Source organism: Xanthobacter dioxanivorans (assembly GCF_016807805.1).
GTDB lineage: Bacteria > Pseudomonadota > Alphaproteobacteria > Rhizobiales > Xanthobacteraceae > Xanthobacter > Xanthobacter dioxanivorans.
Window position 1 is genome coordinate 5,538,695 of record NZ_CP063362.1, and the last position, 23,847, is coordinate 5,562,541.

Here is a 23,847-nt window from a genome sequence, read left to right on the forward strand (position 1 = left end):
GGAGGCACGCTCAGCCATGACGCACGTCCACGGCGCCAGTAGCCGGGCGCAGGCCAAGCTTGCCGGGATTCATGAGGTTATCAGGGTCGAGCGCGTCCTTGATGGCCTGCAGCACCGCGTGCCCCGCCCCCAGCTCCGCCTTGATCCACGGGTTTCGGAACAGTCCCACGCCATGATGATGGGCGATGGAGCCACCCTGCTCCAGCGCGAGGGACTGAAGCGCCTCCCACAGCTTCGCGTGGAGCGGCAGCGCCTCGGCCTCGTCCATGGGCGGCAGACGGATGGTCATGTACTGGCAGGCCCCCTCCGGATAGACATGCGACCAGTGGGCGCCGAAATGGATCTGCGGATAGATCGCGTGCACGGCGGCCGACATGGCGGCGTACATGCCGGGAATGGCCGACCAGTTGCCGGTGACCTCGACCGTATCATTGTAATAGCCCGCCGCCTGCCACTTCTGCGAATAGGCGACGTAGCGGTTCTCCTTCCAGTGATGGAAAGGCCCGTCCGGTGCCACCTCTCCGCCGACGCTGGCGATGATGTCGAGCGCGGCCCGCTGCTCCGCGCCCAGCATCGGCTCGGAACCGGAGAAGACGAGGATGGCGAGAATGGGCTTGGTCTTGAACTGGTCGAGCCCCTCGGTGCGATCGGCGCTCTCCCTGGCGTCGTAGATGCGCACCACGGTGGGGCGCAGCTCCGCCTGCATGATGCGCCGCGCCGCCTCCCAGGCCGCTTCCAGCGACGGCAGGGCGACGACCACGCCGCGCTCCGCCTCGGGCAGCCGCCACAGGCGCAGGGTCAGCTCGGTGATGATGCCGAAGGCCCCCTCCCCGCCCACCAGCAGGTCGCGGACGGACGGGCCCACCGAGCGGCGTGCCACGGGGCGGATCTCCAGCGGCGTGCCGTCCGGCAGCACGGCTTTCAGGCCGATCACCATGTCCTCGATCTTGCCGTAGCGGCTGGAGGCCTGGCCGCCGCCGCGACAGGCGGCCCAGCCGCCCACGGTGGAGATCTCGATGGACTGGGGAAAGTGGCCGGTGGTGAAGCCCTCGGCGTTCAGGGCCTGCTCGAACACGGCGCCGTTCATGCCGGCCTCGACCGTGACCATGGCATCGTGCGGATTGAGCGCGACGATGCGATCGAGCCGGCGCAGGTCCACCATCACCTCGCGGTGGAGCGGAATGGTGCCGCCCAGGACGCCCGAGCCGTTGCCGAAGGGGATCAGCTCCACCCGCCCGGCGCGGGCGAGCTTCACCACCGCCTGCACCTCGGCGGCGGATCCCGGCCGTACCACGAGGCGCGGCACGACGCCGGCGAGCTTGCCGGCGCGCTCGCGGAAATTGGCGAAGGGAAGGCGGTCGTGGGCGTAGGCGCGGCGCGCCTCGAACTCCGTGAGGACGTTGTCCGCGCCAACGATGGCGGCGAGCGCCGACGCAAGGTCGGCATCCACCTGATCGGACGTTCTGGCGGCGGCGATGGTCAGGCCGGTCATGGTCACCTCTTCGCAACAGAGGCGCGCAGCCACGGCCCCGCAATGCGGGGTCCCATATTGGCGTCCTCCCTTGTTCTTTTTGAACAATCGATTGATGAACAATCGTTTGTTCTAAGCTGTCAGAGGCGACCTTGGGCGTCAAGCGGTAAAATTCAGCGCGGAACGGGGCCGGTAGATGCGCGGGCGATGAGCGCGCCCGGAGGCAGCGGCGGGACCGGGACGGGGTGCTCGCCGGCGAGGCGGCGCACCAGCAGGGTGGCAGCCAGGCGGCCCATCTCCTCGGTGGGCATCATCACCGTGGTCAGGCTCGGATAAAGCAGCCGGGCCACGGGCGCATCATGCAACCCGGCGACCGAGATGTCCTGCGGGATGCGCCAGCCGGCGGCGTGCAGTTCCGACATGGCGCCAGCCGCGGAGACGAGGGTCGCGGCGAGCACCGCCGTGGGTTTCTGCGGCATGAGCTGGCGCATGGCCTCGGCGCCGCCCTCGGCGGTGTAGCCGGCGATGGCGACGAGGGCCTCGTCGAAGCCGATGCCGGCCGCCGCGAGCCCGTCGCGATAGCCTTCCAGGCGCTGGGCGGCGTTGAAGCCCTGGTCGCGACCGGCAAGGTGGGCGATGCGCCGGTGGCCGAGGCCGACCAGGTGGTCCACCGCCTTGCGGGCGGCGGCCCGGCTATCCAGCACCACGGAGAGCGGCGCGCCGGGCAGCACGCGGTTCATCAACACGAACGGCACCTGTGCCGCGGCCAGATCCGTGCGGAGCACAGCGTCGTCGTCGAGGCTGGCGACGAGCAATCCGTCCACGCGGTTGGTCTGGGACAGCTTGGCGATGGTGGTGGCGGTGGCGCCCGGCTCGCGATGGGAGATGAGCAGCGAATAGCCGAGCGCCGTCGCCGCCAGCTCCGCCCCCCGGATGGCCGCCGCGAACACCGGATTGTCCAGCTGCGGCACGACCATGCCCAGGGTGTAAGTGCGCGCCGTGCGCAGGCCGCGGGCGAGGGAATTGGGACGGTAGGCCAATTCCTCGGCGACCTTGATGATGCGGTCGCGCGTCTCCTCCCGCACGCGCTGGGCGCTGTCGCCGCGCAGCACGCGGGAGGCGGTGGACATGTCCACGCCCGCAACGCGCGCCACGTCGGCGAGGGTCGCTGGCGAGGCGAGGCGCTGCTGATCCTGTCGAGCCATTGGCGACGAATATCTCACAAGCCGGCGCCTGCCAAAAGCACGCTCACGCCCGCCCCCGGACCCGTGCTGTTTGAGGGCCCGCTCGACGCTGGCGCGCAAGTCCGTGCGTCCGACCGGCTTCTCGATGCAGGCGGACGCGCCCGCCTGCATGGCCGGAACCGCCACCCGGACATAGCCATCGCGCGTGAGGAGGGCCGACAGGTCGCGGCCCGCCTCACGCAGCCGCCGCTGCGGCGAACCACCCCCACGACCAAGATCCGTATTGCCTTGGGGGCCACCTGCATGGTCTTCCTCGCAGAGAAGGGCGAAGGGCCGGGGATTCGGCTGCGGATGCGCAGAGCGCGCAAGGGAAACCACTGATGCAGAAACCACCATTTCGTCGAACCGGGGGTTCGGCCCGGGACACCGCGGAAGCCGCGTTCAAGTCGGTGACGGCAAAGCCGGTCGAGGCGCCGCCGCCGGCACCGGTCATTCCCAATGCGCGGGAAATGGTCTCGCTCCGCATCGACCGTGACGTGCTGGAGCATTTCCAGGCGGGCGGCCCGGGATGGCAGGAGCGAATCAATGCGGCCCTGCGGAAGATCATCGAAACCAAGCCGTGAGGCGAGGCGCCGCCTTCATCGCGAAGAACGGGCCTCCTCCTGCCGCATGACGCACGCTATGGACTGGGCGGGGGCTGCTGCTCGACCGTCGGCAAGCCCGCATCGATGCAGGCCCAGGTGGGTGCGCTGTTGACCCAGATGGTTGCGGCGGGCCTTGCGACTTCGGGATCGTCGAGGGCGCCGACCCGTATGAGGACCAGATCGGGCCTGGCCTCCGATTCGCTGAAGACCGGGGTTCCACAGACGCGACAGAAGCGCCGGTGCATGCGGTTGCCGCTGTCGGCTACGCTTTCATAGTCGGTCAGGTCTCCCTCCACCTGGAGCCCCTGCTTCTCGAAGACGGCATTCACCGTTCCGCTGCCTGCGCCGATTTTCTGACAGAGCCTGCACCAGCACACACGTGCCGAAACGGGCGCTGACGGCACGCGAAAGCGAACGGCACCGCACAAGCATCCACCCGTGATCATCGCGCCTCGGGCCTCCCTGAAACCGGATCCGGAAAGAAGCCATCGTGGGACGGGCGCCCCCGGGAGTCGAGCCTCCGGTGCGGCCAAGACACCCGGCCGCGCCCGGCCGAGGCGATCGGCGCCCCGTTCGTCACGCAACTTTGAAACCGCCGATGACGCGGCGGCGACGAGGTCGAGCCCCGCGGCCGCCGATAGCGGTTCCCCCACGCCGGGGAGGCGCGTACCGTGCAACCCGCTGGATCCGGATCACCGCTCGGATCGAATCGAGCCGGGCGGTGAGACCGCCGCGAAACGCAAGAAGGAGCCCGCATCGTCCGGCCTGCGGCGCAGGCGCCCGGCGCGGGCTTGGAAAAAGGGACAAGCTCCATGGTCTCGAGGAAATGGCTCTTCGTCGCTTCGGCCCTCATCGCCGGCGCTCCCGCCGCTCTGGCCCAGGCGCCTGCCGCCGCACCCGCCACGCCCGCACCCACGGTCGTGAAGGGCAACGTGGTGGGCAATGACGGCAAGACCATCGGCACGGTCACAGCCACCGGCAACGACCGCGTCACCATCGTCCGCCTGGTCCTGCAGCCCGGCGCCATCCCGCCCGGCTGGCATGGCATCCACTTCCATGCGGTCGGAGACTGCTCGGATGTCGACAAGTTCCTGGCGTCCAAGGCGCACGTGAACCACGGCGGCAAGGCGCATGGCCTGCTCAACCCCAACGGCCCCGACGACGGCGACCTGCCCAACATCTTCGCCGTCGCCGACGGCTCGGTCTCGGCGGAAGTGACGAGCCCGACCGGCCTTACGGGCGCGAACGGCCTGCTCGATGCGGATGGCTTCGCCCTTTTGGTGCACGCCAGCCCGGACGACCACACCACCCAGCCCATCGGCGGCGCCGGGGCCCGCATCGCCTGCGCCGCGTTCAAGTCCTGACACGGGCTGCTTTGACATAGTTGTGTGGCGCGGCCGGCGGGAGGGACCCGCCGGCCGTTGTCCTGTCCGGGCGCGTGCGATGGCTGCGCCGCTGGAAAGGGCCGCGCGCCCCGTCCCTCAGGTGCTGCCCCGCACGAGAAGCTCGAAGCCCACATCCACCATCTTCGCCTCCACGGCCTGGCCGTGCATGCGCTGAAGCAGCAGGCGGGCGGCCTCCATGCCGATCCTGCGGCTGGCGATGGCCACCGTCGTCAGGGCCGGCGTGAGATGGGCGGCGATGTCGTAGTCGCCGAATCCGGTGATGGCGAGGTCGTCCGGCACGCGGATGCCGAGGGCGCCGCACTTCAGCACGGCCCCGGCCGCGAGCACGTCGCTGGCGAAGACGATCGCATCCGTCTCGGGATGGGTCTCGCGCACCCGATGAAGGAGTTCGACCCCCCGCTCCATCTCCATGGCACCACTCGCGGCGGTCACCACGCGCGTGGCCTGCCCGGGAAAGTGCCGCGCGTGGGCATCGATGAAGCCCTTGAGGCGGTCCTTCGCCCGGTGGTCGCCCGGCCGCACCATGCCGGCGAAGGTGAGCCGCCGGTAGCCGCCGGCCACGAGATGGTCCACGACGCTCATGATGGCGGCGTGGTTGGAGAAGCCGACGAGAAGGTCGACCGGCCGGCTGGTCCAGCTCCAGCTTTCCACCACGGGCATGCCGGTGCGCTTGAGGATTTCCGTCGCTTCCTGGGTGTGGCGGGTGCCGATGATGAAGAAACCGTCGGGGCGGCGCCCCGCGAGAGAGCGGACCAGGGCCTCCTCGCGCGCCGGGGTGTAGTCGGTATGGCCGAGGAACACCTGGTAGCCCTCCGGCAGCAGCACGTCGGTGAGGCCCTGTATGGTGTCGGCGAAGATCGAGGCGGAGATGGTGGGGATGATCGCCGCCACCGTCATGGAGCGGTTGGAGGCGAGGTGGCTCGCCGCGAAATTCTGCACGTAGTGCGTCTCGCGCACGGCGGTCTCGATGCGATCGAGGGTGTCGGGCCCCACGCTGCGCGGGTCGCGCAATGCGCGCGAGACGGTCTGCGTCGACACGCCGGCAGCCCGGGCGACGTCCGCCATGGTGACGGCCCGCGTTGCCGACCTGCGCTGGGAGGTGGATTTCTTCGCCGACCCCGGCCCGTTCTCTGACACGTTGCCCCAACCCCTGCCTCGGCCGCGCAAACCGACCTTACGTCCTGTTCCCCCCTTGATGCCCGCGCGCGCCATCGGGCGCAAGACACGTCCCGGCCGAAAGCTTGCAACGACTGGAGTGATCGCGCTCACGTTACCGCTCATCCACAGCCGTCCCGAAAGAGGCTTGCGGAGAGCTCGACACCCGTGTTATCGCTCACGTTAGCGGTCACTTTACAATCGATGCAGAACCCCGGGGACCCTCTCCGGGAGAAGAGCCGCGGGCGGTGCCATGTGCCACCGCCGGCATGGGAGAGGCGGGCACGGGCATGATCGGGCTCGGAGGAAAAGTCGCCTGGGTCACCGGCGGCGGCAGCGGCATCGGTGAAGCGACCGCCGGAGCGTTGGCCCGGGCCGGCGCGCACGTCGTCGTCTCCGGCCGCCGCCAGGTCGAGCTGGAGCGGGTGGCGCAAGGCATCCGCGCCGCCGGCGGATCGGCGGATGCCGCCCCCCTCGACGTTGCCGACGCCGATGCCGCCCTCCGCGTCGCCGACGGGATCCGCGCGGCCCGCGGGCGCATCGACATCCTGGTGGCGAGCGCCGGCCTCAACGTGCCGAACCGCTCCTTCGCCACCCTCGACACCGCCGCCTGGGACACCATCGTCGGCGTGAACCTGAGCGGCGTCATGTATGCCACCGCCGCCGTCCTGCCCGCCATGCGCGCGGCGGGCGACGGGCTCGTGGTCATCGTCTCCTCCTGGGCCGGGCGCCATGCGGTGAAGCTCGGCGGGCCGGCCTACAATGCCACCAAGCACGCGCTCCTCGCGCTCGGCCAGTCGCTGAACATGGAGGAATGCGCCAACGGCATCCGCGCCTGCGTGGTGATGCCGGGAGAGGTGGCGACCGATCTTCTGAACCAGCGCGCTGCGCCGCCTCCGCCGGAGGAAGTCGCCCGCCTGCTCCGGCCGGAGGATGTCGCCCGGATGATCCGCGCCGTCGCCGAGATGCCCGCGCGGGTATGCGTCAACGAGATCCTGATCAGCCCCACCTGGAACCGAAACTTCATCGACCCCACACCGGCCCGGCCGGAGCCGGCCGCAGCCATCCCATAGGTGCGGCGGCATCTTTCGCCACCACCGGAACGCCCACCGTCCGCTCCGCGCGGACCGCAAGGAAGACGAGGCATGGACAGTAAGCACAACGTTCTGAGCGGGTATCGCGTGCTCGACTGCTCGATCGCCATGGCCGGCCCGTTCGCGGCCCAGCGCCTCGGCGATCTCGGCGCCGACGTGGTGAAGGTGGAACCGGTGACCGGCGAGTGGCAGCGCCACGTCTCCGCCGGAGGGGCCGGCGGTAACCGCATCAACGTCTCGTTTCTCTCCCTCAACCGCAACAAGCGGTCGCTGGCGGTGGACCTCAAGTCGGCCGACGGCAAGGCGGCGCTGCTCGAACTCGTCAAGACCGCCGACGTGTTCCTGCAGAACTATCGCCCCGGCGTCGCCAAGCGCCTCGGCGTGGACTACGAAACGCTCTCGGCCATCAATCCGAAGCTCGTCTACTGCTCCATCTCCGGCTACGGCGAGACCGGCCCCTACAAGGACCGGCCGGGGCAGGACCTGCTGCTCCAAGGCATGTCCGGGGCGATGCTCTCCGCCGGCCGCGCCGACGAGCCGCCGACCCCGGCGGGCCAGTATCTGGTGGATGCGGTCACCGCCTACACCGCCTTCGAGGGCGTGCTTGCCGCCCTCCTCCACCGCGAGCGCACGGGCGAGGGCCAGCTCGTTCAGGTCAACATGCTCGACGCCATCACCACCCTGCAGATGCAGGAATTGTCGGTGTTCACGGTGGCCGGCAAGCCGCAGGTGCGCTCGGCCGAGCCGCATGCCCACGTCTATATCCGCGCGCCCTATGGCGCCTTCGCCACCGCCGACGGCTTCCTCATCCTCGCCTTCCCTTCCCTGAGGCTTCTCGGCGAGCTCATCGGCGAGCCTTCCTTCCTCACCATGAATGACGAGGTGGACAGCTGGGCGCAGCGCGACGAGATCTTCGCGAAAACCCGCGCCAGGCTCACCACGAAGACCACCGCCGCGTGGCTCGACCTGTTCCGCGCGCACGATATCTGGGCCGGGCCGGTCTACGGCTACGACGAGCTTTTGAAGGATCCGCAGATCGCCGAGAATGGCACCTTCGTGACCTACGATCACCCTACCGAAGGCCGCGTGACGACCCCGGGCTTCCCCATCAAGTTCTCGAAGACCCCCTCCAGCGTCGCGCGCGGGGCGCCGCTCGCCGGCGAGCACAGCCGCCAGGTGCTCGCCGACGCAGGCTATTCCCCCACCGACATCGACCGCCTCATCGCCTCCGGCGCCGTGGCGGAAAGCTGACGGGGCGACCATGCGCTACCACGCCCTCACCTGGGACCACCCGCGCGGCTACACTGCGCTGGCCGCAGCCGCAGCGGCGCTCGATCCGGCGAACGGGCTCGCCATCTCCTGGGACAGGCAGCCGCTGGAAGGCTTCGAGGCCCACCCCATCGGCGACCTGTGCGCCCGATACGACCTCGTGGTGCTGGATCATCCCCATGTGGGGGAAGCGGTGGCCAAGGGCTGCCTGGTGCCGCTGGAAGAGCTGTTTCCGGAGGCTGAGATCGCGGCTCTGGCGCGGGAGAGCATCGGCCCGAGCCTGTCGAGCTACCGTTTCGCCGGCAGCCACTGGGCGCTGCCGCTCGATGCGGCGACGCAGGTGATGGCCCGCCGCGCGGACCTCCTCGAAGGCCCGGCGCCCGCCACCTGGGACGAGGTGGAGGCCCTGTCCGCGCATGCGCCGGTGGCGCTCTCACTCGCCGGCCCGCATGCCTGCCTCACCTTCCTGTCCATGGCGACCGCCTTCGGCGAACCGCCGGCGATGGCGGACCCCGACGTGCTGGTCTCGCCGGACGTGGGCGAGAAAGTGCTCGACCTGATGGCCCGCCTCGCCGCCCGCACGCCGGATGGGGTGCGGGGCAAGAATCCCATCGGCCTCCTGGCCCACATGGCAACGCACGACGACGTGGCGCTCTGCCCGCTGGTCTACGGCTATGTGAACTACGCCGCGCCAGCCGATGCCGGCGCCAAGGCCATCGCCTTCTCGAACGCGCCGCGCGCCACGCCCGGGGGCCGGCCGGGCTCCACCCTCGGCGGCACCGGCATCGGCATCTCGCGCCGCTGCCAGGTCACGCCGGAACTGCTCGACCACCTGCGCTGGCTGCTGGGCGCCGAGGCGCAGGTCTCCTTCATCCCGACCCATGACGGCCAGCCGAGCCGCCGCGCCGCCTGGCACGACGCGGGGGTGAATGCCCGCTGGGGCCATTTCTACGCGGACACGGCCGACACGCTGGAGCAGGCCTATGTGCGCCCGCGCCATGACGGCTATATCGCCTTCCAGGCGGAGGCCGCCCAGATTCTGCGGCAGGGCCTCGCGGCAGGCCGGCCGCACCGCGACATCCTCGCCGACCTCGCCGCGCGCTATGCGCTGAGCCGCACCCCCGGAACCGAACGATAAGCGCTCCCAGAGCCGCCTTTTCAGGAACGCCCGATGACCGAAGAGATCACCTTCTCCACCGACGGCTACGTCGCCACGATCGCCCTCAACCGGCCGCAGAAGCTGAACGCGGTGACGCCGGAGATGGCGAGCGCGCTCATCGCCGCCGTGGAGCGGTGCAACGCCGACGACGACATACGCTGCGTGGTGCTCACCGGCGCCGGTCCCAAGGCCTTCTGCTGCGGCTCCGACATCCGCGAACTCGACCGCTATGACACGGCGTGGAACTTCCGCAACCGGGAGGACTATTGCGATGCGATCCGGCGGCTGCGCAAGCCCTCCATCGCCGCGGTGAACGGCTATGCCTTCGGCGGCGGCCTGGAAACCGCCATGAGCTGCGATGTGCGCATCTGCTCCGACAATGCCCAGTTCGCCGCGCCGGAGATCAAGCTCGGCTGGATCGGCGGGGGCGGCGTCGCCGCCTTCCTGTCCCATGCCATCGGCGCCTCGAACGCCGCGCTGATGATCCTCACCGGCGACCCCATCGATGCCGCCAAGGCGCTCGCCTGGGGCCTCGTGAGCGAGGTGGTGCCGCAGGAGGGGCTGCTCGACCGCGCCCACGCGATTGCCGCGGTGATCGCCAGCCGCGCGCCCATCGCGGCGGAAACGGCGAAGCTCAATCTCGCCGCCGCCCACGCTTTGCCCGTGGAGCAGGCCATAGCCTATGAACGGGACTTGCAGACCATTTGCTTCGCCACCGCCGACGCCGCCGAGGGCCGCGCGGCGTTCAAGGAGAAGCGGCAGCCGGTGTTCCGGCGCAAATGAGTTCGGCGCAGGGAACACAGGCAAACGAAAGACCGGCCATGACGGAATCCGCCCTCATCCTTGATCCGAAGCACGCTTTACCCGCGCCCGGCGCGGGCGGCCGCGAACCGGTCCTCGTGGGCCGCGCCTGGCGACCCGGCATCGGCCCGTGCGTGGTCACCGTGCGCGGCGGCGCGGTGATCGACATCACTTCGCGCGCCACCCCCACCGTGCGCGACCTGGCGGAGAGCGAGGACCCGGCGGGCCTTGCGCGTGACCTTCCCGGCACACCCATCGGGAGCATCGCCGACCTGCTCGCCCAGTCCGACGAGGCCAGGCGGCGCGGCGACGCGCCCTTTCTCCTGTCCCCCATCGACCTTCAAGCGGTGAAGGCGTCGGGCGTCACCTTCGTCACCAGCCTGCTGGAGCGCGTCATCGAGGAGCAGGCGCGCGGCGCACCGGACAAGGCGCAGGCCATCCGCGCCGACATCACGCGCCTCATCGGCACCGACCTCTCGGCGCTGAAGCCCGGCTCGCCCGCCGCTCTTGACGTGAAGGAGGCGCTGATCGCGCGAGGCATGTGGTCCCAGTATCTGGAAGTGGGCATCGGGCCGGACGCGGAGATCTTCACCAAGGGCCAGCCCCTGTCCTCGGTGGGCACGGGCGCGCATGTGGGCATCCTGCCGAGCTCGGTGTGGAACAATCCCGAGCCGGAGGTGGCGATCCTCGTCACCTCGCGCGGCGCCATCGTCGGCGCGACGCTGGCCAATGACATGAACCTGCGCGACGTGGAGGGCCGCTCGGCGCTACTGCTCGGCCGCGCCAAGGATAACAACGCCAGTTGCTCCATCGGCCCCTTCGTGCGCCTGTTCGACGCCGGCTTCAGCCTCGACGACGTGCGGGCGGCGGACCTCGGCCTCACCGTCGAGGGACCGGACGGCTTCCGCCTGGAAGGGTCGAGCTCCATGCGGCAGATCAGCCGCGATCCGGTGGAGCTGGCGGCGGCGACCCTGTCGGAGAACCACCATTATCCCGACGGGTTCGTGCTGCTGCTCGGCACCATGTTCGCCCCCGTGCAGGACCGCGACCGGCCGGGCGAGGGCTTCACCCACAAGGTGGGCGACGTGGTGACCATCGCCACGCCGGCGCTCGGCGCGCTGTCCAACCGGGTGCGACACTGCGCCGACTGCGCGCCGTGGGATTTCGGCGCCTCCGACCTCATGCGCAATCTCGCGGGGCGCGGCCTGCTCTGAGCGACAGAGGCTCCGCTCAAATATCTGAAAATAAAACGCCAAGCTGAAACAAGAAAATGGAGGAGATACGGATGACGATACGTACCCTGCTTGCCCCCCTCGCCTCGATCGCCGCCGCCGGCGCCCTGCTCGCGGCCGGCCCGGCCTGCGCCCAGACCAAGGCGGTAGTGACGTTCGCCGCCTCGCATTTCGCCGAGGTCGGCCGCGGCGACCGCCTCAGGGCCTGGATCGAGCGGTTCAACAAGGAGAATCCGGACGTGGAGGTGAAGCCGATCACCATCCCGTTCTCCTCCTTCGCCTCCACCATCTTCACCCAGATGGGCGGCGGCGGCGGACCGGACGTGATCCGCTTCGACCTGCCGGAATTCTATGCGGCGGTGGCGGCGAAATCGGTGCTGCCATGGGACGGCTTCATCACCGACGCCGACTACAAGTTCACCAGCGCCGACAAGTACATGAGCGTGGGCGGGAAGCGCTACGGCGTCGCCTTCGACACCGCCAACTACGCCCTCGTCTACAATGCCGCCCTGCTGCCCGAGGGCAAGGCGCCGAAAAGCTTCGAGGAGTTCCTCGCCGCCGCGAAAGCCGCCACCAAGGATGGCAATTACGGCTACGCCTTCCGCGCCACCATGGCCGAGCGCGGCGGCATGTGGTACGATCTTACAAATTTCGTCTACGGCTTCGGCGGCCGTTGGTCGAAGCCCGACGGAACGCCCACCTTCAACAGCCCCGAGGTGGTGGCCGGCATCGCCGCCTACAAGCAGGTCTATGACGCAAGCGTGACCCCGAAGGGCACGGATGCGGCCACCTACCGGCGCATGTTCTGGGAAGGCAAGGTGGCGATGGAGATCGACAATGGCGGCGTCGCCACCATCCTCACCTCCGAGGGCAAGGCCCACCCGATCAGCGCGGCGCACTCGCCCTTCCCGCACCGCGAGCAGGGCATGATCCTCGCGCCCGCCACCATCAACGCCAACACCAAGGTCAAGGACGCGGCGGTGAAGTTCCTGCGCTGGGCGCTGCAGCCCCAGCAGCAGCAGGAACTGCAGACCCTGCTTGGCGCCGCCAACGTCGCCACCGTGGTCGAGCGCACCAAGGCGGAACTGGAGGCCATGCCCTGGCTGAAGGTCTACGACGCGCAGACGCCCTATTCCGTCCCGGCCTTGCCCCAGGGCCTGGAGACCAAGGCGCCGGAAATCCAGCAGATCGTCGTGCAGCAAGTGCTGAAGGTGCTGCAGGGCGGCGTCGCGCCCAAGGTCGCCATGGACGAGGCACAGCGCCTCGTCACCACCCGCGTGCTCGGCCAGTAGCACCGGGGGGCTCCGCGCGGCGCTCGCGCGTCTCCACGCGGCATCGGTCGAAGACCGCCGCCGGCACAAGACCACTCGGGCCAGCGCCGCGCGGACGCCGGCGCCGGCCCGTTTCCCTCCGCACCGGATCGAGATCCATGACGAGCCTGACACAGCGCCGGCCGAAGGCCGCAGAACGGAACGCAGCGCCGGACCCGGGCCGCTGGGTGGCGGCGGCCTTCGTCGCGCCCGTGGTGCTCTATCTGCTCGCGTTCCAGTTCTATCCGCTGGCGCAGCAGCTATATCTGAGCGTCACCTCCACCTCGCTGCTCGATCCCTCGCGGCAGACCTTCGTCGGCCTCGCCAACTACCGCGACTTGCTGACCGATCCCGAATTCCACCAGGCACTGCGCGTCACGGTGGTCTATACGCTCATCTGCGTTGCCGGCTCCATCGCCCTCGGCCTCGGCGCGGCGCTGCTGCTCGACCGTCCGTTCCGCGGCCGCGGCATCGCCCGCGCCCTCGTCACCATCCCCTGGGCCGCGCCGCCGGTGGCCGCCGCCCTCATCTTCGTGTGGCTCTACAACGCCCAGTACGGCCTGTTCAGCCGCGTGTCGCAGGCGCTCGGCTTCTCCACCGGTGGCATCAACTGGCTGGACGAGCCGGCCTACGCGCTGCCGGCGATCCTCATCACCACCCTCTGGCAGATCTTCCCGTTCTCGGCCGTGGTGATCCTTGCCGCATTGCAGGGGGTGCCCTCGGAGCTGCGTGAAGCCGCCGTCATCGATGGTGCGGACCGCTTCAGCGTGTTCAAGGCGGTGGTGTGGCCCACCATCCGGCCCACCGTCGCGCTGCTGGCACTCCTCGTCACCGTGTGGTCGCTGCGCCGCTTCGACGTCATCTGGATCATGACCCAGGGCGGCCCGCTGGGGGAGACCAACACCCTCGTCATCGATCTCTACCGGCGGGCCTTCGTCTATCTCGACCTCGGCCGCGCGGCGGCGGTCGGCGTGGTCGGCCTCGCGGTCGCCATCCTGGTCACCCTCGTCTACTTCTGGGCGTCCCGGCGCGCGGAAGCGGCCAGCGGAAAGCGGTGAGCGCCATGGCCCGCTTCCATCCCTTCCACGCCGCGGCGGTGCTCGCTCTGCTCGGGGTCGCCGCCTTTCCCCTCTACTGGATGTTCGTCACCTCGCTGACGCCGTCCGGGCGGCTGTTCTCGGCCTCGCCGCAAGTGCTGCCTGACTTCTCGCAGCTGTCGGTCTATCTCGATGCGCTCACCGGCACCTCGCTGCGGCAGTGGCTGTTGAATTCCATCGTGGTGGCGGTGGGCACCACAGTGCTGTCGATCCTGCTCGCGGTGCTGCCGGCCTACGCCCTCTCGCGGCTCAAGTTTCCGGGCATGCTGCTGTTCGGCTTCACCTTGTTCCTGACGCAGATGCTGCCCGAGGCGATGCTGGTGGTGCCGCTCTACGACATCTTCGCCAAAGCCGGCCTGCTCAACACGCTGCTCGGCCTGATCCTGGCCAATGCCGCCTTCACCGTGCCGGTGGTGACCTGGATCCTCAAGGGCGCCATCGACGCGGTGCCCGCCGAGATCGAGGAGGCGGCGCGCATGGACGGCTGCTCGCGGCTCGGCATCGTGCTGGCGGTGGTGGTGCCGCTCATCGCGCCGACGCTGGCGGCGGCGGCGGTGATCGCCTTCTTCCATGGCTGGAACGAATACGTCTTCGCCCAGACCTTCATCAGCGACGACCGGCTGCGCACCGCCTCGGTGGGCCTTGCCAGCTTCGTGGGCGAGCTGTCGACACCGGTCCACACGGTGATGGCGGTGGGCTTCATCTACACCCTGCCCGCGGTGGTCTTCTATCTGTTCGTCCAACGCTACGTGGTCGCCGGCATGACGGCCGGCGGCGTCAAGGGCTGATGCGCGCGCTTCAAGCCACGCATCGCCGCCGACACCCGTTTTCCGGAGAAGCTTTATGGCGCTCAGGCTCGCGAATATCTCCAAGTCGTTCGAGGCCCTCAAGGTCATCGACAACATCAACATCGAGGTGGGCGACGACGAATTCCTGGTGCTGCTCGGCCCCTCCGGCTGCGGCAAGTCCACCATCCTGCGCATGATCGCGGGGCTCGAAACCGTGTCGAGCGGGGAGATCCACCTCGCCGGCAACCGGGTGGACCACCTGCCGCCGAGCGAGCGGGACATGGCCTTCGTGTTCCAGTCCTATGCCCTCTATCCGCACATGAGCGTACGGCGGAACATCGCTTTCCCGCTGATCATGCGCCAGCACCGCTGGTGGTTCCACCTGCCGGTGGTGGGCGCCATCGCCAAGCGGCGCATCGAGAACAGCCCGCAGGTCCGCGAGAAAGTGGAGCGCACCGCGGAGATGCTGGCGCTCACCAAGATGCTCGACCGCTATCCGCGCACCCTTTCCGGCGGCCAGCGCCAGCGCGTGGCCCTCGGGCGCGCCATGGTGCGCCAACCCGCCGCCTTCCTCATGGACGAGCCGCTCTCCAACCTCGACGCCAAGCTGCGCACGGCCATGCGGGCCGAGATCATCCAGTTGCACCAGCGGGTGGGGGGCGACTTCGTCTATGTCACCCACGACCAGATCGAGGCGATGACCATGGGCACGCGCATCGCCCTCCTCAAGGACGGCGCGCTCCAGCAGTTCGGTACTCCGCGCGAGATCTACGAACGGCCGGCCAACACCTATGTGGCCCGCTTCATCGGCACCCCACCCATGAACCTGATCGAAGCGGAGGTGGCCGGTGGCGCGGTGAAGGTGGGTCCGGTGTCCCTCCCCCTTCCCGTCGGCGCGGAGCATCCCGCCTCCGGCCCGGTCTGGCTCGGGCTTCGCCCCAACGTGCTGCGGCTCACGGCACCGAGCATGGCCGGCACCCTCGCGGGCACCATCTCCCTGGTCGAGCATATCGGTGCGGAATCGCTGGTGGGGGTGACGCTCGCCGGCGTCAAGACCGCCCACGACGACGACGGCGCGCTGACCCGCGAGGTGATGCTGACCCTGCCCGGCTACACCGAGCATCGGCCGGGCGACACCATCGGCATCGCCTGCGACCTCGCCGCCTTTTCGCTGTTCGATCGGACCAGCGGCGTGCGGGTCGGCGGGAATGTGACCCGCGCCTGATCCCCGCCCGGAAGGGATCCGGCTCTAGGCCAGCCAGCTCGGCGGGGCACCACCGCCGGCGGCGACGGCAACCGCTGCCCCGCGCGGGCCGATGCCGGGCCCCTCGCGCTGGAAGTTCGGGCAGTAGGCAAAGGCGAGGTTGCGCTCGCGGTCACACCAGGCGAAGGCTCCGCCGGTGCCGGTATGGCCGAACGCCGCCAGGTTGGGGCCCATGGGCGCGGTCTCCGGCTCGTTGTGCATGAAGCCGTAGCCCATGCGCAGGCGCCGCTGGGTCATGATGCAGTCGTCCTCCCAGACCAGCGCCGACGCCCGCTCCACCGCCTGCGGCGAGAGGATGCGCACGCCGTCCACCATGCCGTCGCCGGCAAGGGCGGCATAGATGCGCGCCACCGCCCGGGCATTGCCGTGACCGCCGAAGGACGGCACCTCGATCTCGCGGATCTCGCGGCAGTTCTGGAAGTAGCCGATGGGCGGCGCCGACCTGAACGCCCGGCCGAGGGGCGTCGAGGGATCCTGCGCCACGGCGAAGAAGCCGTTGTTCGGATTGCGGTGCATGTCGCTGACGCGGGCGATCTCGTCCGGCCTGAGGCCGATGTGATAATCAGCCTCGAGCGGCTCTGTGATCGCCTCGCGCAGGAAGGTCCCGACGCTCTTGTCCGTGACGCGGCGGATGATCTCGCCCAGCAGGAAGCCGATATTGATCGAGTTGTAGGCGCCCTTCGTGCCCGGCTCCCAGGCCGGCGCCTGCACCTCCAGCGCCTTGATGTGGGTGGCCCAGTCGAACCACGATCCGGGCGGCGCAGCATCACAGAAGATGACCCCGTCCGTGTGCGACAGGACGTGCCGCACCAGCACCTTCTCCTTGCCGGCCTGGGCGAATTCGGGCCAGTAATCGGCGACGGGTGCATCGAAGTCGACGAGCCCGCGGTCGATGAGCACGTGCGTACACAGGGCGGTCATACTCTTGGCCACCGAGTTCATGATGACGATGGTGTCGGGGCGCCACGGCTGCGTTTTTTCCGTGTCCGTGTGGCCGCCCCACAGGTCCACCGCCTTCTGCCCGTCCTTGTAGACGCACACCGCCGCGCCGAGTTCGCCGCGACGGCGGAAGTTCTCCTCGAATGCGGCGCGCACGGCGGCAAATTCCGGGCTGCACGTGCCCTCGATGCGGATGCTGGTATCTTCCACGTTTCTTCCCCTGATTTTTCAGAGATGTCTTGAAACACCGGCGGACCGGCTCAAACGGCGTTCAGTTCGCTTCCGCATCGATCTTGGCGTCCACGATGACGGCGCGCCATTTCTTCAGCTCGGCGGCGACGAAGGCATTGGCGGCCTCCGGAGAGAGTTCGTCGGCGGGAAAGGCCTCGACCCCGCGCTCTGCATAGGTCGCCTTCACCCTTTCGTCGGCCAGCGTCTCGCGCAAGGCGGCGTTGAGCCTGTCGACCACGGGCTTCGGCGTGCCGGCGGGGGCGAACAGCGCCTGCCAGAAGCGGATGTCGAGCTCCGGATGGCCCAGTTCCCCGAACGTGGGAATGTCGGGAAGCTTCGGAAAGCGGCGTGGCGAGCCATAACCGAAGCCGGTGATCTTCCCCGCGGCAATCAGCTCGGAGGAGGTGGCGGCCGCCGCCCAGACCAGATCCGAATGACCGCCCACGATGTCGCTCATGGCCTGTCCGCCCCCTTGTAGCCGATGAAGGTGACCTCGACGTCCACCGCCCGGGCCAGCATGATGGCCTGTAGGTGTGCCAGGGTGCCGATGCCGGGATGGGCGAACTTGGCGGGCTTCCCGGGCCCGCGCATCCACGCGACCAGCTCCGGAAAGGTCTTCGCTGGGATTTTCGGACTGCCGACGAGGAAGGAATAGGAGGCGTTGACCAGCCCCACCGCCGTCAGGTCCCTGGCCACATCCACCGCCTGCTTGGGATAGAGCACCGGCGCGATGGCAAGGCCGTTCTGGTGCATCAGCAAGGTGTAGCCGTCCGGCGCGGCACGTGCCGCCCGGGCCGCGCCCACCATGCCGCCCGCGCCCGGCACGTTTTCTGCGACGATGGGCTGGCCGAGGACCTGGGACATGCGGTCGGAGATGATGCGCACCGCGATGTCGCCCGGTCCACCCGGCGCATAGGGAACGATGATGGTGATCGGCCGCGTCGGATACTCGACGGCCAAAGCGGGCGAGAGTGCGGGGCCGGCTGCGAGGCCGAAAATCAGCAGCGCGAGCACCTTCAGGCAATGATGGACCTGGGGCATGCGTCTTTCCTCCCTTTTGTTCATTCTTCTGCCGGGACCCGCGAAAGGTCCCGCCCCGCATCCGGGGCGGGACGCGATCTTCACTCCGGAATCACGGGCAGCAGCAGATAGGGCTCCTCGCCGGGGCCGAAGTGCAGCGTGTTGACGCCGCCGAATACGTCCATGGGGCGGTCCTGCGGATCATCGTGGACGAAAGGTCCGCAGCCCTTCATCGGGTTCTTCATGTTGGAGAGTGTCGCCGCGGCGCCTGCCCATTCATAGTCCCGGCCGAGCACGGTGAGACCGATGCGGTGGCCCTTGGGCACCACGATGCAGGTCGGCCAGATTTCCACGTCGAGCTCCACCTTCTCGCCCGGGGTCAGCGGCCAGACCTCGTCATGGGGATGATAGGGCCGATAGGGATGCGACTTCTGCGCGTCGAGCTTGCGATGGGAGGCGCGCAGCCACCCCTGGCCGATGGGTGTGTGCGGGTCGAGCGCGCCGTAGAACACGACTTCCTCGCCCTGAGGGTCGAACACGCGCAGCACGAGAAAGACGTCGGCGTCTCCGGTGCGAGAGGAGAGGAAGAGCTTGGCTGCGGAGGGGCCGGTGATCTCCATCTCCTGCGCAAGCGGCGCGGTGAGGAAGGTCGCGCCCTCGCCCATGGCCTCGTAGTCAAGGGTCGCGGCGGCGGCAGGCTTCTGCGTCGTCAGCGCCATCCCGGCGGGATCGAGATAGAAGCGCGTCCACTGCGTGCGTGGCAGCGGCCAGTCCGCCTCATGGCGCACCTGGAACCGGGTCTCGCCCGGCCGGCGGACCTGGATCTGCACCTTCGGCTGCTGGTCCCAGCCGGTGTCCTCCCCCTTGAGGAAGTGGCCGAGAAAGCGCTTCTGCAAATCGAGCCCGTAGTCGGTGTAGAACTCGGCCCAGTGGGCGCCGCCGTGCACTTCCAGCCATTTGTACTCGGAGGCGGCGGCCAGGAAGCCCTCCACATTGCCGCGCAGGTGCAGCCCCTGCCCGCCCCAGTTGGCGGCGGAAAGCAGGGGAACGGTGATCTTGGAAAGGTCGCCGCCGAGGGCGCGGTAATAGTCGCCGTCGAGAGGGTTGCGCAGCAGGTCACCGGGCATGTCGGCGCGGTTCTTCGCCAGCTCGTCTTCCGGCAGGGTTTCCGGCCCGCAGACCCATTCGCCGGTGACACGGCTCTTCGGGCCGCGTTCGCCAAGGCCGTGCTGCACCGTCTTCACCTGCATGTCCTGCCAGTTCCTGCGGAACACGGAGAGGATGCCGCCGTGATGGGTGGCGTCGCGGTAATTGTCGGCGAAGCCCTCCCAGACGCAGATGGCGGCGAGGTGCGGCGGCTGCCGCGCCGCCACGCGCCACTGGTTGGCGGCGAAATACGAGATGCCGTTCATCGCCACCTTGCCGGTGCACCAGGGCTGGGCGGCGAGCCACTCGATGCAGTCGCAGATGTCCTGTGTTTCCCGCGGGCTGTGGACCGACAGGAAACCCTCGGAGCGCCCTGCCCCCGGCTGTCGATGCGCACGCAGGCATAGCCGTCCGGCACCCATTTCTCCGGGTCCGCCACCTCCCATGACTGGTACATGTTGGAGGAGCCCTCCAGCGCATCGGGATAGTCCCGCGCCATGATCTCCCAGGCGGTCTTGTAGCCGTCCTGAAAGGCGAGGCCCTTGCCGTATGGCCCGTAGGTCATGATGGCCGGCACCTTGTCCTGCCCGAGGGGGCGGAAGATGTCGGCGCGCAGTACCACGCCGTCATCCATGGTGATCGGCACGTCCCAGTCGATGCGCATGCCGTCGCGCACTTCGCTCTTACTGCTCATGGCGTTTCTCCAGACTTGGTCGCGGCGCAGCCGCTTGTGATCGCGCGGCCCCGCCCTTCGGCGAGCGCCCGCGCATAGACGACCTCGGCCAGCGCCACGTCCTCGATGGCGACGCCGAGGGACTTGAACAGGGTGATGTCCTGCGGCGCTCGCTCGTGGGGCACGCGCAGGAGGTCCGAAAGGGTGCGCACGTCGGCCCAGTCCAGGGCTCCGGCATCGGCGAGGTCGCGGAACTCCGCCGCCTCCACGCGCGCCTGGGCGAGATCGTCGGTGACGCGGAGCGCGGCGCGCGTCACCAGGTCGCCATCCACCTCCCGCCGGTCGGCGGCATTGGCGCCGGCGGCATTCACGTGGGTGCCCTCGGCGACCCAGTGCGACAGGCACACCGGCTCCCTCGCATTGGTGATGGTGACGACCACGTCCGCCCCCCGCACGCACGCCTCGGCGCTTTCAACCGGGCGGGCGGCGATGCCGAGCTCGGCCTCGATGCGCCGCGCGAACGCGATGCGCCGCTCACGGTCACGGCCGTACACCCGCACCTCGCTCACGGGCCGTACCACGGCGATGGCGGCGACCTGCCAGAAGGCCTGCTTCCCCGTGCCGATGATGCCGAGGCTGCGGGCGTCGGCCCGCGCCATGAGGCGCGTCGCAAGACCGGTCGCGGCGCCGGTGCGGATCTGGCTGAGCAGGTTCGCCTCGACCAGCGCCAGGAGACGGCGGTCGGCATAGGAATAAAGCAGGACGTTGTAGAAGGTGCCCTGCGGCGCGCCGCAATAGGCCTTCAGCCCGAACACCCGCGGCGCATAGGTGGCGGCCATGATCTGGAACGGCCCGCCCGGCAGGGGCGCGCGCTGGCGGGGGATGACGGCGATGCTCTCCGCCGGGGCGCTGAAGCAGGCGTCGAGGGCGCGGATTGCGTCGTCGACGCCCACCAGCGCCCGGACATCGGCTTCGCTGAGGAACAAGGGCGCGGTCATGGGGGCTCACGCTCGGACTGGGGGCAACAGCCGGGGTCTGCCCGCCGCCGAAGCTGCGGGCGCGGAATTCAACGGGGTCAGGCGCGCTGCGCCGGTGTCAGATCTTCAGTGCCATCGCCTCGGCGATGACCGCGTCCTTGTCGAAGGCGTTGATCTCGTCCAGCAGATCGTTGGTGGAGATGCCGGAAACATCCTTCACCTCCCCCTGCAGCCCGGCGAAGGCCACCTGCGCCTGCCACTGCTCGGCCGACTGGGCGCCGAAGCGCTGGTCCTTCTGCCAGGGCTTGGGCATCCACTTGTCGGCGCGCGACTTCAGGATGAAGAGCGCCTCCTTCATGGCCTCCTCGTCGCTGCGGCCCTTCGGCTTGCTTTCGGGATAGATCTCCCAATGCAGCAGGATGGCATTGGGCAGGTTGGCGTAGGCATAGACCGTCGACTTGGCCATGGCGCGGAAGAAGCGCACCATGGTGTCGCGGTTCTTGCCAAGGGATGATTTCTGCACCCCGTAGGAATTGCCGAAGAGCTGCTTCATGCCGTCCGTATTGGGCAGGTAGCGCAAGGGGAAGCCGGCGAGCTCGATGCGCGCGAAGCTGGCGTCCCAGAACGCCATGGCGTCCACCCGTCCACGATAGATGGCGTCACCGGCGGGTCCGCCTTCGCTGATGGAGACCCACTCCACATCGCTGTCGGGATCGATCTTCAGCTCCTGCAGCATGGCGCGGGCGCCGAAATAGCCGGTATCGCCCTGGTTGCGGATGCCGATCTTCCTGCCCTTCAGGTCCGACAGGGTCTTCACCGGGCTGTCCGGCTTCACCCCGACGCCCCAGTGCGGCTCGCGCAACCAGCAATAGGGAAACACCACGTCGAGCCGCTGGTTCTTAGCGTAGGCATTGAGGAACGCCACCGGGGAAACCGCCGAAGTCTCAGCATTGCCGCTGGCCACCGCCTGCAAGGTCTGGCCGGCGCCGGACATGTTGATGACGTCCATCTCCACGCCTTCCTTGGCGTAGGTGCCGACCTTTGGGTTCTGGCCGACGGTCATGAAGGCGAGCTGCGGGTCGATGATGCCGGCGGCGTTGCCGAGGCGCACCACCGCCTTGTTCTGCGCGAAGGAGACGGCCGGGCAAAGAAGGCTCGCGCCGGCGGCGCCGATGAGCGCGTTGAAGCTGCGACGGTTGAGCATGCGTTTCCCCTGTTGTTCTTTCAGCTTCCGGCGGCATTGGCGCTGCGGTCGGGCCCGCTCCAGAACAGGACCCGCCGCTCCACCAGCCGCAGCAGCCCATGGAGCAGGATGCCGATGAGGGAGAGAATGATGAAAACCGAGAAGGTGCCGGCGGTGTCCATGGAGGCATTCATGGACAAGATGAGCACGCCGAGGCCGCGCTGGGCGCCGACGAACTCTCCGACCACCGCGCCGACCACCGCGAACACCGCCGCCATGTTGAGCCCGGCGAAGATGTACGGCATGGCCGAGGGCAACCGCACTTTCCAGAACAGCTGCCAGGGATTGGCACCGATGGCGCGCATGAGCTCGATGCGCTCGGGCTCCACCGCCTTGAAGCCGGCCATGGAGTTCACCATCAGCGGAAAGAAGGTCAAAAGGCAGATGATGACCACCTTGGAGGTGAGGCCGAAGCCGAACCACAGCACGATGATCGGCGCGAGCGCGATCTTCGGCAGGCTCTGGATCGCCACCAGATAGAGGCTGAAGGTCGCCTCGACGATCCGCACCTGCGAGACGATAGTGCCGAGCAGCAGCCCCGCGGCGCTGCCGATGACGAAGCCGAGCAGCACCTCCATCAGAGTGACGCCGGCATGCAGCCAGTAGCCGCCCCGCGCCGTGAAGCCGGTGTCGAGCCCCTTCCACAGGGCCCACAGCACCTCGCTGGGCGGCGGCAGGATGTAGCTCGGCACGTCCATCCATTGGACGCCGAACTGCCACGCCAGCAACACGGCGACGAGGAAAGCGGGCGCCAGGAACAGCTCCGGGCGCGTGCGCAGGAGCAGCCGGATGCCGGTGAGCGGGCGCGGCGAGAGGTCGGGGCGCACGGCGCCGGCCCCTTGCCCCAGGTGGGCCTCGATGGTCATCCCAGTCCTCCTCCGCCATGCGCCAGCGACACGTCGTTCAGGCTGTAGAGCAGGCGCCGGATGTCGCTGGAGAGCTGCCCGAATGCCGGCTCCCCCATGGCGTCGAGGCCGCGCGGGCGGGGCAGCGGCACGTCGATGATGCGCGCGATGCGGCCGGGCCGCGGCGTCATCACCACCACCCGGTCGCCGAGGAACACCGCCTCCGGAATGGAATGGGTGATGAGGACGATGGTCTTCCCGCTTTCGCGCCAGATGCGCTGGAGGTCGAGATTCATCTGCTCGCGCGTCATGGCGTCGAGGGCGCCGAACGGCTCGTCCATGAGCAGGATCGCGGGGTCGCAGATGAGCCCGCGCGAGATGGCGGCCCGCTGCTGCATGCCGCCGGAGAGTTCGCCGGGATACTTGTTCTCGAAGTCGGAAAGACCCACCATTTTCAGCAGGTCGCGGGCCCGGGCGCGACATGATGCGGCCGGCAGCCCCTGCACCTCGGCCGGCAGCAGCACGTTCTCCAGCACGGTGCGCCAGGGCAGCAGGACCGGGCTCTGGAACACCATGCCGATGTCCCGGCGCGGCTTCAGCACCGGCTGACCCACCACGCGCAGCTGGCCGGAAGACGGGGCGACGAGGCCGGCCATGATCTTCAGCAGCGTGGACTTCCCGCAGCCGCTCGGCCCGACGATGGTAATGAACTCCTTCTCCTTCACGGAGAGGGAAATATCGCAGAGCGCGTGCACGCGCTCGTTCCGGACCGTGAGAAACACTTTGTCGAGGTGCGAGATACGGATCGCGGGATCTTCCGCCTCCACCTCATTCCGCAAGGGAATGGGGATGCGTTCCGCGAGACGTGCCGTCTCCAGAGACATACGTTTTCTCCCTAT

20 protein-coding genes and 2 pseudogenes are annotated in these 23,847 nt (G+C 68.9%); 11 read left to right on the forward strand and 11 right to left on the reverse strand.

The window, feature by feature from the left end:
- Window positions 1–10: 10 nt before the first annotated feature.
- A complete protein-coding gene (locus tag EZH22_RS25825) occupies window positions 11–1,492 on the reverse strand; it encodes an FAD-binding oxidoreductase (RefSeq protein ID WP_203193233.1) in 1,482 nt (493 codons plus the stop codon).
- A gap of 152 nt (window positions 1,493–1,644) precedes the next feature.
- Window positions 1,645–2,676 (reverse strand): LacI family DNA-binding transcriptional regulator, encoded by a 1,032-nt coding sequence (locus EZH22_RS25830; RefSeq protein WP_203193234.1) that lies wholly within the window; start codon window positions 2,674–2,676, stop codon window positions 1,645–1,647.
- A gap of 356 nt (window positions 2,677–3,032) precedes the next feature.
- Here EZH22_RS25830 and EZH22_RS25835 point away from each other — a divergent pair, with 356 nt between their 5' ends.
- Window positions 3,033–3,278, forward strand: coding sequence for a BrnA antitoxin family protein (locus EZH22_RS25835; protein ID WP_408647748.1), 246 nt, complete (start codon window positions 3,033–3,035; stop codon window positions 3,276–3,278).
- 56 nt (window positions 3,279–3,334) lie between these two features.
- Here EZH22_RS25835 and EZH22_RS25840 read toward each other — a convergent pair whose 3' ends face one another.
- Window positions 3,335–3,745: a GFA family protein gene (locus EZH22_RS25840; RefSeq protein ID WP_203193236.1), complete on the reverse strand. Its 411-nt coding sequence runs from the start codon at window positions 3,743–3,745 to the stop codon at window positions 3,335–3,337.
- Between the two features lie 366 nt (window positions 3,746–4,111).
- Between EZH22_RS25840 and EZH22_RS25845 the strand changes: the two genes are divergently transcribed.
- Entirely contained in the window at window positions 4,112–4,663 is a 552-nt protein-coding gene (locus tag EZH22_RS25845) for a superoxide dismutase family protein (protein WP_203193237.1), read from the forward strand.
- 117 nt (window positions 4,664–4,780) lie between these two features.
- Here EZH22_RS25845 and EZH22_RS25850 read toward each other — a convergent pair whose 3' ends face one another.
- Window positions 4,781–5,770, reverse strand: a complete 990-nt coding sequence (locus EZH22_RS25850; RefSeq protein ID WP_231711154.1) for a LacI family DNA-binding transcriptional regulator — start codon at window positions 5,768–5,770, stop codon at window positions 4,781–4,783.
- A gap of 380 nt (window positions 5,771–6,150) precedes the next feature.
- Between EZH22_RS25850 and EZH22_RS25855 the strand changes: the two genes are divergently transcribed.
- From EZH22_RS25855 to EZH22_RS25895, 9 genes are all read left to right on the forward strand, one after another.
- Window positions 6,151–6,933 (forward strand): SDR family oxidoreductase, encoded by a 783-nt coding sequence (locus EZH22_RS25855; RefSeq protein ID WP_203193239.1) that lies wholly within the window; start codon window positions 6,151–6,153, stop codon window positions 6,931–6,933.
- Between the two features lie 72 nt (window positions 6,934–7,005).
- Window positions 7,006–8,205 carry a CaiB/BaiF CoA transferase family protein gene (locus EZH22_RS25860; protein WP_203193240.1) on the forward strand — a complete coding sequence of 400 codons (1,200 nt, stop codon included), beginning with the start codon at window positions 7,006–7,008 and terminating at the stop codon, window positions 8,203–8,205.
- Window positions 8,206–8,215: 10 nt separating this feature from the next.
- Window positions 8,216–9,361 (forward strand): extracellular solute-binding protein, encoded by a 1,146-nt coding sequence (locus tag EZH22_RS25865; RefSeq protein ID WP_203193241.1) that lies wholly within the window; start codon window positions 8,216–8,218, stop codon window positions 9,359–9,361.
- Window positions 9,362–9,394: 33 nt separating this feature from the next.
- Window positions 9,395–10,165, forward strand: coding sequence for an enoyl-CoA hydratase/isomerase family protein (locus EZH22_RS25870; RefSeq protein ID WP_203193242.1), 771 nt, complete (start codon window positions 9,395–9,397; stop codon window positions 10,163–10,165).
- A 38-nt stretch (window positions 10,166–10,203) separates the two neighbouring features.
- Window positions 10,204–11,397, forward strand: a complete 1,194-nt coding sequence (locus EZH22_RS25875; RefSeq protein ID WP_203193243.1) for a fumarylacetoacetate hydrolase family protein — start codon at window positions 10,204–10,206, stop codon at window positions 11,395–11,397.
- Between the two features lie 71 nt (window positions 11,398–11,468).
- Complete coding sequence (locus EZH22_RS25880) at window positions 11,469–12,707, forward strand: ABC transporter substrate-binding protein (protein WP_231711155.1); 1,239 nt, start codon at window positions 11,469–11,471, stop codon at window positions 12,705–12,707.
- A 137-nt stretch (window positions 12,708–12,844) separates the two neighbouring features.
- Window positions 12,845–13,783, forward strand: coding sequence for a carbohydrate ABC transporter permease (locus EZH22_RS25885; protein ID WP_203193245.1), 939 nt, complete (start codon window positions 12,845–12,847; stop codon window positions 13,781–13,783).
- 5 nt (window positions 13,784–13,788) lie between these two features.
- The gene (locus EZH22_RS25890; protein WP_203193246.1) at window positions 13,789–14,610 is read left to right on the forward strand and encodes a carbohydrate ABC transporter permease; all 822 of its coding nucleotides are present in this window, start codon (window positions 13,789–13,791) and stop codon (window positions 14,608–14,610) included.
- Window positions 14,611–14,665: 55 nt separating this feature from the next.
- Entirely contained in the window at window positions 14,666–15,835 is a 1,170-nt protein-coding gene (locus EZH22_RS25895) for an ABC transporter ATP-binding protein (RefSeq protein WP_203193247.1), read from the forward strand.
- Window positions 15,836–15,859: 24 nt separating this feature from the next.
- Here the strand turns inward: EZH22_RS25895 and EZH22_RS25900 are convergent, their stop codons facing one another.
- The 7 genes and pseudogenes from EZH22_RS25900 to EZH22_RS25935 all read right to left on the reverse strand — a co-directional run bounded on the left by EZH22_RS25900 (window position 15,860) and on the right by EZH22_RS25935 (window position 23,832).
- Window positions 15,860–17,023, reverse strand: a complete 1,164-nt coding sequence (locus EZH22_RS25900) for a serine hydrolase domain-containing protein (RefSeq protein WP_203193248.1) — start codon at window positions 17,021–17,023, stop codon at window positions 15,860–15,862.
- 61 nt (window positions 17,024–17,084) lie between these two features.
- Window positions 17,085–18,109 (reverse strand): annotated as a pseudogene (locus EZH22_RS33005) (Bug family tripartite tricarboxylate transporter substrate binding protein).
- Window positions 18,110–18,165: 56 nt separating this feature from the next.
- A pseudogene (locus EZH22_RS25915) lies at window positions 18,166–19,904 on the reverse strand (CocE/NonD family hydrolase).
- Window positions 19,901–20,881 carry an ornithine cyclodeaminase family protein gene (locus EZH22_RS25920; RefSeq protein ID WP_203193251.1) on the reverse strand — a complete coding sequence of 327 codons (981 nt, stop codon included), beginning with the start codon at window positions 20,879–20,881 and terminating at the stop codon, window positions 19,901–19,903. Before EZH22_RS25920 ends, EZH22_RS25915 begins: the two are co-directional and overlap by 4 nt.
- Window positions 20,882–20,978: 97 nt before the next feature.
- Complete coding sequence (locus EZH22_RS25925) at window positions 20,979–22,064, reverse strand: ABC transporter substrate-binding protein (RefSeq protein WP_203193252.1); 1,086 nt, start codon at window positions 22,062–22,064, stop codon at window positions 20,979–20,981.
- Between the two features lie 20 nt (window positions 22,065–22,084).
- Complete coding sequence (locus EZH22_RS25930) at window positions 22,085–22,969, reverse strand: ABC transporter permease (protein ID WP_203193253.1); 885 nt, start codon at window positions 22,967–22,969, stop codon at window positions 22,085–22,087.
- Window positions 22,966–23,832: an ABC transporter ATP-binding protein gene (locus EZH22_RS25935; RefSeq protein ID WP_203193254.1), complete on the reverse strand. Its 867-nt coding sequence runs from the start codon at window positions 23,830–23,832 to the stop codon at window positions 22,966–22,968. The genes EZH22_RS25930 and EZH22_RS25935 overlap by 4 nt, the downstream gene beginning before the upstream one ends.
- Between the last annotated feature and the right edge of the window lie 15 nt (window positions 23,833–23,847).